This is a genomic window from Candidatus Saccharimonadales bacterium, assembly GCA_035945435.1.
Classification (GTDB): Bacteria; Patescibacteriota; Saccharimonadia; order Saccharimonadales; family DASZAF01; genus DASZAF01.
Map to the genome: position 1 here is coordinate 1 of DASZAF010000030.1, position 12,140 is coordinate 12,140.

Sequence of the window (12,140 nt, forward strand, 5' to 3'; positions counted from 1 at the left end):
GCGGCATCGCCAGGTGCTGTTGTTCAGTTAGGTGCGGGCATATTCTATACAAACAGCCCTATCCTGATCCCTCCCGGGATCTTTCTCAAGGGTGTTGCACAAGCGACACAGGCAGGTGATGGTACAAATAGTGATTGGGCAACGACGATCATCCCTGTTGCGTCACAATGGTCGAACACATACCAGGGGAGCTCGCTGCCAGTCGTGTCTGGCAATCCTGGTTACGGGCAGGGAGGTGTCATCTATCTGGTAAATATGACCAGCCCGATAGGCACCGTCAATACGACTGTTCAGCGCCAGGGCATAGTCAATATCTGGATCGACATGGCTAACGGGCCGGCGAACGTCGACGCCATCTTCTCCTGGGGCAAGATCAACGCTACCACGCTCAGCGGCATAGGCATCAACCAGCCACAAGGAAATGGTATTGGTGCATATGAGAATAGCAACTTTTCAACCAGCACTCAGCCGGACGGCTGGACCCTGCAGAATATCATCATTGAGAAAGGCCAACAGTATGGCTTCTATGGCTACTTCCAAGACACCTCGTTCTTTAACTGCCATGCACAGCAGTGCGGGCAGGGTAATGGGGTTACGGCTGATGGCTTCTGGATTGGCTGGAGTCACAACAACCTCGTCCAATGCAGGAGCGATCTCAACAGTGGCAACGGGTATACGCTAGAGGTCCAAGGTGGTCAAAGTCATGCTTCAGGTCAGTACTGGGCGGCGACAACCTTTGCGGGATGCACGACTCAGCGAAACAAGTTATCGGCGCTAAATATTATCAACACCGGCAATGATGGTGAGACACAACAGTCACCAGTCGTCTGTACTGGTTGTTCCTTCGAAGGTGATGGCACCGCCTCTGTTGTCTCTGGCTCGTACCCAGCCGTCTATGTGAGTGGTCGCCAAGTGGTCGTACTCAACGGGTGTGATATCCATTGCTACTCACTCGACAACGCCAATGGTTGCCCACAGTATGCTCTCCAGACATCCTCACAAGGAACTGGGCCTGGTTATCCAGGGGTAGTCATCGCACGGGGTGGCTTCTGGAATGCAACCTCAGAACTTATTAATACAGCCAATGGCAAGCCGTATCTTATGAGTATTGATGTTGCAGGATATGGCCGCGGAGCCTATCTTAACCAAGCATCAACACCACCATCGGACTATCGCAATAGACAGGTATCAACCGTTTCGGGTAGCTATCAGGCTCTGCCAAACAACGAGATCATCCTGTGTAGCGCAAGCGGCGGAACGGCGACAGTTAATCTCCCTGGCCTCAGCGGTACAACTGCAACGGTCGGTTCAAACACTTCAAACTATGATGCCCCACCGACTGGCAAAAGGTTCATAGTAATCAAGACAGACTCGAGCAGTAATGCCATTACGGTAGCGCCCTATATCACTGCCACAACGACTAGTTCGATGGGCGGTACTTCGGTGAGTGGTTTCACGGGCACCTTTACTGTCGGCTCGACGACTGGTTTTGCCAGCAGTAACGGCACTTTTCAAACGACCACCACCACCGGCTACGCTGTTCTTTCGTACGCTACCGCTACCGGCACAACTTTTACTGGTTGCGCTGTCGTCTCTGGGTCGGGAAGCTTTACGAATGGTTCTGTCACTCAAGGGGACAACAGTTTGATTAACGGTACCGCAAGCATAACGTTGGCTGCGCAGTACTCACAAATGGTCTGCTACAGCGACGGTAGTAACTGGTGGGTTGCCAGCAACCCATTCAACACGTCTGCCTCTAACCTTCAACCTGATGGGACGGCCACCGCGGGTTCTACGGGCTTGATCGCTGATGCGGGTCATATCCATCCCGAGAACGCCTGGCAGAGCCTCAGTGTAGCGCCAACTGGAGTCGTTGCCGAAACTTTCCCGCGTATCATGGCTGGCGGAACGGGGCCTACGTTGAATAGTGGCTATCTATACTGTGTCGGCATCTCTATTCCTGCCGGTGTCACTGCCACTGGTGCTGCCTTTTGTGTTAAATCGACAGCCACCACACCCGGTGATGTGACAGCTGGCTGGTACGTACTGATGGATGGCAACTTAGTTGTCAAAGCCGTCACTGCCAACCAGACAACCGGGAACCCCTGGAGTAGCACCAACACGCTTTATCAGTTTAATTTCAATAGCTCATACACTTTCAGTAATTCTGGTATCCACTACATTGGTTTTATGTGCGCCATCTCGGCTGGATCGATGCCTGTCCTGGCTGTCGTCAACTCTGGTGTCCCGGGCGGTATCATATCGGCTAGCCCTATCTTGTGCGGTTACTGTGCGACGGGCCAGTCGTTACCTCCGTCTCTTAACACGAATTTTGGTCCGACCAGTAATATGACTGTCGTTTCAGGCTTCACTGCCTACGCCTACGTCACCTAATTGCTTAAGGGTGCATTCGTTGACAGGGTCGGCTATACTCTTTAGATATGCTTTTTGTTCTAACGACTCTGACATCTGTTACGGCCATTGTCGTTCTCTGGTCACTCTTTTTACCTGAGGTTTTACCGGCCTGGTATCGGAAGAAAGAGGTGAGGACCAAAGGGGTCATCGGGGGAGCAGTACTGACGGGGGTTTTTGGTATCTCTGTAATCTACTATATCCATAGCAACCAGCCAATTCCTCAGCTACCAGATGCGAGCGATCAGACGTCACTTATGACACCTGCGGCTCAGTCTACGAAGATGCAACCCACGAGTGGTAACGCGGCGCCGTCTTCGCCACCCCTGCAGTCTGCCTATTCTCCTCAGCAGGCTGCTCCCATTCAGGCCGCTGCAGGTAACCTGCAACAAGGCCAGTGAGGTATTGCCTACCTTCACCTTTTTCTGAAATAATAAGATATAGTGAATAGCCTTGAGGAGACCGAGTGAAATCGACCGAACCATTAGATGCGTTTATTGATGAGTTTGAGAGGGTTTTTGAGGATGCCGAGAATATGCCGCCAATGGCTGGACGACTGCTTGCCTATCTGATGGTCTGCGACCCACCCGAACAGACCTTTGAGGCTCTCCAGATAGCTCTTTCTGCCAGCGCTGGTTCGGTTAGTACCATGGCTCAACTACTGCTGGATCGAGGCCTGGTCACTCGGTTCAGACCACCAAATAGCCGTCGTGACTACCTCAGTATCCACAGGGATATGCCGATGCGGCTCCTCCAGGGGAATATCAGATCGGTCCTCATTATGCATGACCTTGCTGAAGAAGGAATCAGCCTTGTCTCACCAGAGAACTCAAGAGTAAAAGACTTTCACGACCTCTATAGCATGCTCGTTGAGGAGATGCCCAAGCTGATTGACCAGTGGGAAGAGAGATAGGCCTCACCTCAGGGCATTAATCTGAAGAATACGCCAGATGGCGCTCCTGGCGGTGCGAGGATAAGCAGACAGGTTGAGTAGTCGTCACCTGCACCATAATTACTCCAGGTGAAGCCATATGGGCTATGTTGCCCGGAGACATTGTTCCCAGACATAACGATAGAGTTTGTAAACGGCTCACCGGGCATTGAGGCGGCACCGACTCCTGCTGAGTCGGTGACTGGGCCAGCTGTAGTGCCGTTGATAGTATTGATGATACTAACTGCGAAACTGTTGGCTATAAGAGGTGCAGTGGGTCCGACCATGCTACTCGTACCAGTAGTCCCAGATGCGGCCGCGCTACCAATGATTGAGCCGACCCCTGACCACTCAGAGATGTCCATATTTACATATGCGGTGCCGGTGAAGTTGAAGCTATATTGCGTAGCCTTACCCTTATCCTGCCATGTCCAGCCAATCAGAGTGTTATAGAATTGGCCACCTGTCGACTCCGCAGCGTACGGAGGGGATTGGCTGGCCGTCGTTGAGTAGTGCCAGGTGTTGTTGGCGTTATCTGTGATGGAATTGTAGCTGGTCACAGATGAGTTACTGCTGTATAGGGTGGTGATACAGAGTATGAGGCTCTTCGTCCCTTGTGGAGTGTAGTTGATGACCTGGGCGCTGGTAGGGGTTGAGTGGGTTGAGACGTCAGTGATGTAGAGCATAGCCGGTGTCGGATCTGGGATCTGGGCTATCCAGATACCAACATAGCCATGGCCGCCACCATTCTCTTGCTGAAGGTTGATCCATTTGAGGTTCCACGTATCAGATATGCTCATGGTGGTCGTGCCGCTACCTCCGTTACTCGAGACGATGGCCACCAGTAAGGAATTCGGTGGCGGTACTACGTGACCCGTGGTGATAGCGTTACTAACTCCTGAAGCGTTGGTGGGCTGGTTTGACCACTCAGTGACCGAACTTCCCGATGGCACGATTTCGGTTACAGAGATGGCGATACCCGTTCCGGTTGATGAGCCCATCAGGACAGGGGTACCGCTCGTCGTCGTCGAAGTCGTTGCATACGATGGGTAGTAGAGGCCGGCATTACCGGGGTTTGAGAGTATGGTCGTACCACTCTCAGCCGTTGGCGCGGCGGCGTTTGTGAGCAGCCCGGCTGCATAGACTAGAGAACCAGTCGTCGTTGGTGTAATTGATAGATTCGGGGTTGTCGACTGAGTGCCGACAGTGCTACCTGTCTGCTGGGCCGCTGGTTTTGCTCCTGTTACTATTCTTACCTCAAGCGATAAACCGAGCGACGTCGAGCCGCCTTGAGTTGCGGTGATCTGTAGCGGCCCCATCAGTACCCCATTCTTATATCCAGGAAGCGCCACTTAGTGGCTGTAGCGGAGTAGATGAAGAGCAAGTAATCAGTTGCGCTAGCAGTCGTCGAGAGAGAAGGCGAGGGAAGCGTGGTGGTGAACTCATAGGCGGCCGAGAACGAGAGTGTATAGGGCCCACCAGAGGAAGGTTGGGTGACCTCAACGACCATCAGTTGATGATCTGTTGGATTGGTTGGCGTCCCAAGGGCGTGGTTGCCCCCAAGTGTTACGGTAAAGACGTTGCCGAGTGCGGCGTTAATAGCTATGGTCGCTCCATCAGTCAGGGCTGCGGCTGTGGTCGAGACTGCTCCGGTAAACGTGCCGCCAGCTACCGGCATGGCCCCAAGACTGGTCAAGGCCCCGGCCGCAGTCGCGGCGGCTGTCCCACCCTGATTAATAGGCAGGGCACTCGATAGATGCGTTGAGGTGACCTGCGGGCTTGACGCGGTATTGCCAATATCTCCCGCTACCTGTACTGCGCCGGTGACTTGAGCGGCTGTGTAATCTCCACTCTGGGCGACTACTGTACCGCTTCTGCCAAAGACAGTGGTGACGGGGGCTGATGGGGCGTTCTGATTGACCCATTTGCTTCCGGAATAGGTTAGAACCTGGCCAGAAGCAGGCGATGAGATGCTAACGTCGCTGAGGTTAGAGGTGCTTAAAGCTCCAGGTTGAATAGTCCCGTCGCTATTTAACGAAACAGATAGAAACTCGTTGAGGATAGCCCCCCAGCTTCCGCTATCTCCTCCGGGTGTAGGTAACCTAGCCATAGATACCTAAAAGACTCCACTCCTGTTAGTTTGTGGTTATGCTTTATTCTAGCAGATGAAGCCAACTCGAAATAATGCAACCAGTTTGAAGTGAGCATGATCACAGCGGTAAGCCCTTGATCAATTAGGCTGAAAGAGACGCTTGCTCTTGGGCGAGCGCCAGAGCACCCGCTGCAGCAATATGCGGATCCGTAGCAAGATAAATCGGTAAGTCGCTGAAGAAGCCCTCCATCCATGGGGCGTGTTCTTTCGTCCCTTTTCGAATGAACGATTTCTCAAATGAGGCTTGCTTAGCCCAATACTCGGCGAGGGCAAGTGAGACACTCCCAACAAGGTAGATACCGCCGGTGGCTTTATAGACGAGTGCGTAATCTCCAAGGATGTTGGCAACCAGACTGCCCATGTTTTCAAGTATTGCATGCGCGGCCGCTTTGGAAGCGCCTTTGCTCTCTGTTGCGTATTCAAGCAGAACTGCTCCGACTGGCCGTCCGTTCTCTATGGCCAGATCGATGGAGTGTTTGAGTTCTTTAGCTCCCTTGATCTCTGGACTATGCTCAACCCAGCTCTCTACACCGAATCTTCCCGAGAGCGCCGTCTCGATTGAGGGATACTTAAACTTGCCTTGCTGATGGGTTAGATGGTGCATATGGGCCTCATTCCGTGGCTGAAAGCCGGCGTGCCCAGCCTCCGCCTCCATAAAAATGCGCCGATGGCTGTACTCATCCCATATCGCCACGCAGGTATTGATGCCGGTGCTGATGGTGACGACGACTTTGGTCCCTTTCTCTGCCGCCCGCCCCGACTTTACAACAAGAAGATCGCCGGACTTGGCGACGAGAACGCCAGCCATCGCGGCGACCATATCATTGGCCGTTGTGAAACGGGTGCCGGGGTATCGTTTCTCCGCCTCTTTTGGCTTGAAGATTGGCCAGTCACAGTTGGTCGGCTCCACGGCGCCGGTCTCGGTGTCTCGCAGCCCGCCCATGGCGAGGGCAACGTGGCTCGGTCGAGCATCGATTTTAGAGAAGTAGTCGTCAAATAAAGCAAGAGCGTCAGGGTAGTTCGCGGTAACGAAGCGGTGCAGTTTTTGACTACGGCTATCTAGGATATGAACTTTTGTACCGCCAGCGTCAACGCCAACTGATAATTTCGGATCAATACGTAACACGATCTCTCGCCTCCAATCTCATACTAAATTGGGCATACGTGCCTCTGGTGGGGCTGGTTGGGATCGAACCAACGACCAAACGGTTATGAGCCGCCTGCTCTACCGCTGAGCTACAGCCCCATACTGAGCATGTAGTATACCGTAACCCACCCTAATCCACCACTGTTTGGGTGTATACTTTAAGAGACGAATGAAGCTCCACGAACAAATAGCGCAAAAAATTATCAGTTGGTTCACCCTCAGCAACATCCTCCCGTTAGGCGTAGTCCTCATTGCATTCTGGTGGGCATGGAGCACTGTTGACGTCATCCAGCGCAACTTTACCTACCAACAACAGGTTAACCAGCTCCAGCAACAGGTGGCGGTTTTGAGCCTAGAGAACAAGTCGGAACAGTATATGATTGACTACTACAAGACGAATGAGTACGACCAGCTTCAGGCAAGGACCTATCTCAACTTGGCTGCTCCTGGCGAGAAGGAGCTTATTCTTTCGTCAGCTCCGTCGGGCAGCCAGTACGCTCCGTTTGTAGCCACCGTCCAACCGACGTCTGGCTCAACCACTACTCAAGCTAAGAGCAACTTCCAACAATGGGTCTATTTCCTCTTCAGCAAGCATGGTGCCTAGCTTGACATCCTAAGAAGTTATTGCTATATTTGGTTAAGCATTTTGTGATATCTAATGCGTCGCCGCGGGGTGGAGCAGTGGCAGCTCGCGTGGCTCATAACCACGAGGTCGTAGGTTCGAGTCCTACCCCCGCAACCAAGAAGAACCAAGAAGAGATCTGTCGATACAGATCTCTTTTCTTTGGTACCTCTGTAAGACTAGATCGATTCTTACTATAGCCATTTGCTATAGTATCGCTATGAAACTTCTGTATGTACGGCATGGCAAGACCCAAGGAAACGTAGACAAGAGCTACATAGGGCGTATTGAGTCGCCCCTTCTAAAAGAAGGCATCGAAGACGCAAAGAAGGTTGGCAAGCAGATCCACTCATCAGGTGAGCGTATAGATGTGATATATACCTCGAAGTCAAAGAGGCAACTTGATACGGCACAGATTATTGCTACGGAAATTGGCTATCCGGCAGACAAGATTGTCATTACTGATCTTCTCTTGGAGCGTGCTGGTGGCGACTTCGAAGGCAAACCACAATCAGAATTCTTTGCCATGAGTGAAGAGAAGCAGATAGAGGCGGGGGCTGAATCGTTTAAGGATTTAGCCGATCGTGCCGTAGCGATAGTGGAGCGTGCCGAAGCTGAGTACCCTAACGGAACGGTGTTACTTGTTAGTTCCGCTGCAATTGGCGAGATGATACGGGCGATGATTAAGTATAGTGATCACACCCGAATGTTTGATGATGGGCCGATGCCTAATACTGAACTCGTGCAACTTATTTAAATCGACAGAGTACCTAAAGCGCATCTCTTTTGCTATATCATAAACATATGGATGTCGAATCAGTTATCCGAAAACAGGTAGCCTCTGGTCAAATGATGCAGGTAGCCACCGTTGATAGGGACCAGCCCTGGATCTGCACTGTCTACTATGTGCCAGATGACAAGCTCAACCTCTATTGGATAAGTACCACTGACAGAAGACACAGTAGGGAACTTGCTAATCACCATAAGGTGGCTGGGGCCATCCCCATACGATTTAGTTATGGTCAGCCAGTAGCTGGTGTGCAGCTTGAAGGTGATGCGCGGTTAATTTCAGACCCTACTGAAATAAAAGAAGCGATAAGACTCTACGCCGATCGATTTAAGAGAAGCGAGGAGTGGTGCGCGGACTTTTTAGCAGGTAAAAATCCCCACAAACTATATCGCATCAAGCCGATACTCTTCGTCCTTTTTGATGAAGAAGCCTTTCCTGAGGATACACGCAGGGAGTGGAGGCCTGCTCCCTATCCGACTCAGTGATCACCTCTTCGAAGTGTGTATGAGGGATCACGGTAATGAGTTTTAGATAGTTTCTAGACAGGAGGGACCCCTCAACGACCCGTCCCCCGCAAGCCCGGCTGGCGTGTATGAGAGACTCGGGTCCAGTACTGATCCCCATATGCCCCGGACTTGCTCCGCCTTGGGGATGTTTGGCACTGAGTATGACAATATCACTAGCTTCTGGTGCAGCATTAACTGCGATCCGCGCCAGTTGGGTTAGATGTCGGAATCGGGATGGCCACCGGCGGACCTCAATCCCGAGTACGTCGGAGAGGCAGGCAATGGCAAGACCACTGCAGTCATAACCCCGATCATCTAGCCCACGTGCCATACAACTGGGCCGTGTGACCCGGCCATGATGGCAGTCGTCACCGTCTTCGTAGTGATCGTAAAATGGTCTTTCGAGGCGGAACCGAGCGGCCTTGACCAGCTCTGCGCTAAACTTACTCATTCGCGCCATTATAGATGAGAACAGAGGGAGAAGTCAGGTTGTTACTTTGCTGCAGGCTGCACGTACAGCCTCAGACCAGGTCGGGAAGGCATGGATGGTGTTAGCCACATCCTGCGCTGTTAACCCCGCCTGGATGGCGACTGAGAGCTCGTGGATCATCTCACCAGCGTGCGGTGAAGCGATACTCGCCCCGAGCAGTTTACCCTCTGGACTGGTGATTACCTTAACGAAGCCTTCACCTTCATCACTGATATTGGCACGAGCGATGATACTGATAGGTGTCGTCGCGGTCCGGTACTTGATAGCGTATTTTACGGCATCTTCCTCCGTTATACCGACGGCGGCGATCTCAGGTTCGAGGAAGTAGACACGTGGAACGGCTCGGTAGTCGGCTGCCATCTTCTGACGGTGGAAGAGGTTGTGCATAGCCACCCTGCTCTGGTAGATAGCAGCATGGGTATACATATGGGGCCCGACGACGTCTCCGCCGGCAAAGATATGCTTGGCTGTTGTCTGCATGAATTCGTTGACGGTGATGCCCTTGGCAGTGTACTCAACTCCAGCATTCTCGAGGCCCATATCTACTCTCGGAGCTTTGCCGGTCGCCAGGAGAATCTCATCGACTTTAACCGAGCGGGCATTAGCTCCTTCGGTGAGATGGACCCGCTTTAAGACAGCTTCCTTTTCGATGTGGGTAATCTTAGTCCCTGGCAGCATCTGTATCCGGCGGTACTTAGCAAAGTGGTTCTGGACAAATTGGCTGACCTGTTCGTCCTCTCGTGGCAGCAGTCTGGAGGCGATATCGGCCATGGTGATCTTAGAGCCGAAGACCGAAAAGAGATGGGCGAACTCACAACCGGAGCCGCCAGCCCCGATGACGAAGAGCGACTTCGGTGGTCTGAGAAGGTTAAGGGCGTTATGAGTGGTTAAGTACCTAACGTCATCAAGTCCTTTGATGGCGGGCAGGAGTGTATCCGCCCCGGTCGCAATATAAAACGACTCGGCACTGTAGTGTCGTCGTCCAATGGAGACTTCGTGGTCCGAAACGAAATGGGCCGCTCCTTTGAGGACGTTGATACCCTCTCGCTCGAATGACTGTTTGCTCTGAGCCGACCCGGTCCGATGGATTGCCGTCTCTTTCCAGCCTCGGATAGACGGATAGTTGTAGCCAATCGTCGATGAACGGATACCGAAGCGAGTGGCTCGCATCGTCTCGTCGTATAGGTTGGCGACGTGGAGCATCGCTTTGATGGGAATATCAGCATAGTTCGGACAGTCACCGCCGAACGTCTTTGCTTCGACAATAGCTACTCGTTTACCGGTTGAGGCCCCGATATGAGCGGCTACACTGCCTGCTGCCCCACTGCCGATTACAATTAAGTCGTAGTCGTATCGATGTGGCATTCAGTTTCTCCTCTACTTAGTATAGTCGTTTTTTAAGATATATGCGGCGTCAGGATTGTAGGTAGACAGATAGCGGGCGGCATGGACCCTGAGATCATGCGAGGTGACCTCTTCTTTGTGGGCAAGCCACTTGGCCATGTGGTGGCTGATTTCCTCGGCAGTCACTCTGGCCTCCCCGATCGGGGTCCTGACACAGAGACAGCTGGCCATGACGCTTCGGGCCAACTTTCTGGGGCTGTAGGGTTCGCTCTTCTTGGTATGGATCTTGTAGACGTGGGTCATGGTAGGACTCCGAAACTTAGACTATTGGTAACGGTCAATAGGACACACCAACCCAGGATAATCAGCAGACAGCCGTAGAGCAGATGAGAGGTAATTTTGAACCGATCCATATGTCGGCGTAACAGCACGAGCTGACCGCGCATTAGGGAGTGAACCAGCAAGTAAACGAGCGGCACGATGCTGATGAGGGCGTAGATAATAGCGATCTTCATGCCCCGGTTGTCACTTGGTAGCGATAAGATACGAAAAAGATCGAGCGTCGGCAGGATGGTTAGTAGCCCGACCAGTAGCCCGTTGAGACCCACCCACCAGACAATACCTAGGCGGGGTAACTGGGACTGGAGGTTTTTGTAGAGCAGGCGATCAACTGATCGCAGATGGTGAAGCCCGAATGGTCGACCAAACCAGACGATTGCGCACTCCCATAAGCCGACGATGACGCTAAAGATTCCCAAGAACATTGTGGCGTAGGTGCTCTGCCACCTTGTCATAGCGAAGAGCCACGTGATGCCCCAAGCTCCAAGCCAGACTACTAGCCCATAGAACAGAGGGAAGGCAGCCACGTAGCGGGCGACTCTACCCGGTTTGTAGCCCTTGCCAAATAGCGTGGTCACGCTGAGCAGTAACTCGCGGCGAGGAAGCTGAGAGATGAATTGGGCCAAGACGACTGCGCCGTAGAGGCTGAAAAGCGGCAGGTTACCGAGCACGGCTACCTCCTGTCGATGGCGGGCTAGAGATGGTGGGGTTTGTATCCAGCGTGGAGCAGAAGTGTGAGGTGGTGGCTTCGTTGGGGCCGTAAACTACGATCAGACAGTCGCCGTTTGGTACGCGGGCGTAGTCAGAGAGGACATATGAGCCTGGCGAGCCGACCTTGTGCTGGACATAGACTCCGACGCTGGGGCTGTATTGATCTGCAAAGAGTTGGACAACAGCTGGCTTACCGCCTGTCTGACAGGTTCGGCCCGAGGCAAAGTTGCCCGAGACCCCGGTCGTACCGTTACCTATGACCAGGAAGTCGTTGAGTATGCCACCGGCAGACGTGGTCGCGTCAGGCATATACGAGTTGCTCAAAGGCAGGGAGAGATCGTCGGTGTTCAAGTTGCCACCGATGCCGCTAAAGAAGGCCGACAGGCTCATATCCTGAGCCGTCAGGGGCGTACCCTTATATTCAAGAAGATTACCGCTGTAGAGGTGGTAGGTGGCAGTGCCGATGCTGGCGTATTGAGGAGTTGATGGCGCTTGGAAGTTGAGCTGTTGGCCACAGGCCCAGACCTGCAGTAGCGCCTGTCTCTCAGTTGGTCCACCAGTCGGTGAGGCATTCAGGAGAAAATCTCCGTTGCCTGCCATGAACGCACTGACTAGAACGCTTACTGCGACGAAGGCGATAAAGAACGACTTCGCGAGTATCGGCTTACGCTTTCGCAGGTGCACGGCGCTGGTGAT

Annotated in this window: 13 protein-coding genes and 2 tRNA genes; 7 read left to right on the top strand and 8 right to left on the bottom strand. The window is 52.9% G+C overall.

Annotated features, from left to right (window positions below; all coding sequences use genetic code 11):
• The 3 genes from VGS28_04315 to VGS28_04325 all read left to right on the top strand — a co-directional run.
• Positions 1-2,394, top strand: a 2,394-nt coding sequence (locus VGS28_04315; protein ID HEV2412995.1) for a hypothetical protein, incomplete at its 5' end; no start/stop codon positions are given.
• 47 nt (positions 2,395-2,441) lie between these two features.
• Positions 2,442-2,813, top strand: coding sequence for a hypothetical protein (locus VGS28_04320; protein HEV2412996.1), 372 nt, complete (start codon positions 2,442-2,444; stop codon positions 2,811-2,813).
• 65 nt (positions 2,814-2,878) lie between these two features.
• A complete protein-coding gene (locus VGS28_04325) occupies positions 2,879-3,325 on the top strand; it encodes a hypothetical protein (GenBank protein ID HEV2412997.1) in 447 nt (148 codons plus the stop codon).
• Between the two features lie 8 nt (positions 3,326-3,333).
• Here VGS28_04325 and VGS28_04330 read toward each other — a convergent pair whose 3' ends face one another.
• The 4 genes from VGS28_04330 to VGS28_04345 all read right to left on the bottom strand — a co-directional run bounded on the left by VGS28_04330 (position 3,334) and on the right by VGS28_04345 (position 6,741).
• Positions 3,334-4,662 (bottom strand): hypothetical protein, encoded by a 1,329-nt coding sequence (locus VGS28_04330; GenBank protein ID HEV2412998.1) that lies wholly within the window; start codon positions 4,660-4,662, stop codon positions 3,334-3,336.
• Entirely contained in the window at positions 4,662-5,453 is a 792-nt protein-coding gene (locus tag VGS28_04335) for a hypothetical protein (protein HEV2412999.1), read from the bottom strand. The genes VGS28_04330 and VGS28_04335 overlap by 1 nt, the downstream gene beginning before the upstream one ends.
• A 124-nt stretch (positions 5,454-5,577) precedes the next feature.
• A complete protein-coding gene (locus VGS28_04340; GenBank protein HEV2413000.1) occupies positions 5,578-6,621 on the bottom strand; it encodes a glucokinase in 1,044 nt (347 codons plus the stop codon).
• 45 nt (positions 6,622-6,666) lie between these two features.
• Positions 6,667-6,741: transfer RNA gene (locus VGS28_04345), tRNA-Ile, on the bottom strand.
• A 70-nt stretch (positions 6,742-6,811) separates the two neighbouring features.
• Here VGS28_04345 and VGS28_04350 point away from each other — a divergent pair.
• The 4 genes from VGS28_04350 to VGS28_04365 all read left to right on the top strand — a co-directional run bounded on the left by VGS28_04350 (position 6,812) and on the right by VGS28_04365 (position 8,539).
• Entirely contained in the window at positions 6,812-7,246 is a 435-nt protein-coding gene (locus VGS28_04350) for a hypothetical protein (protein ID HEV2413001.1), read from the top strand.
• Between the two features lie 63 nt (positions 7,247-7,309).
• Positions 7,310-7,384: transfer RNA gene (locus VGS28_04355), tRNA-Met, on the top strand.
• Positions 7,385-7,484: 100 nt separating this feature from the next.
• Positions 7,485-8,021: a histidine phosphatase family protein gene (locus VGS28_04360; protein HEV2413002.1), complete on the top strand. Its 537-nt coding sequence runs from the start codon at positions 7,485-7,487 to the stop codon at positions 8,019-8,021.
• A 47-nt stretch (positions 8,022-8,068) separates the two neighbouring features.
• Entirely contained in the window at positions 8,069-8,539 is a 471-nt protein-coding gene (locus tag VGS28_04365) for a pyridoxamine 5'-phosphate oxidase family protein (protein HEV2413003.1), read from the top strand.
• 505 nt (positions 8,540-9,044) lie between these two features.
• Here the strand turns inward: VGS28_04365 and VGS28_04370 are convergent.
• The 4 genes from VGS28_04370 to VGS28_04385 form a co-directional block, all read right to left on the bottom strand.
• Positions 9,045-10,415 carry an NAD(P)/FAD-dependent oxidoreductase gene (locus VGS28_04370; protein HEV2413004.1) on the bottom strand — a complete coding sequence of 457 codons (1,371 nt, stop codon included), beginning with the start codon at positions 10,413-10,415 and terminating at the stop codon, positions 9,045-9,047.
• A gap of 12 nt (positions 10,416-10,427) precedes the next feature.
• A complete protein-coding gene (locus VGS28_04375) occupies positions 10,428-10,697 on the bottom strand; it encodes a hypothetical protein (protein ID HEV2413005.1) in 270 nt (89 codons plus the stop codon).
• On the bottom strand, positions 10,694-11,404 hold the full coding sequence (locus VGS28_04380; GenBank protein ID HEV2413006.1) for a hypothetical protein: 711 nt from the start codon (positions 11,402-11,404) through the stop codon (positions 10,694-10,696). Before VGS28_04380 ends, VGS28_04375 begins: the two co-directional genes overlap by 4 nt.
• On the bottom strand, positions 11,394-12,140 hold a 747-nt coding region (locus VGS28_04385), incomplete at its 5' end, for a hypothetical protein (protein HEV2413007.1). The genes VGS28_04385 and VGS28_04380, both read right to left, overlap by 11 nt.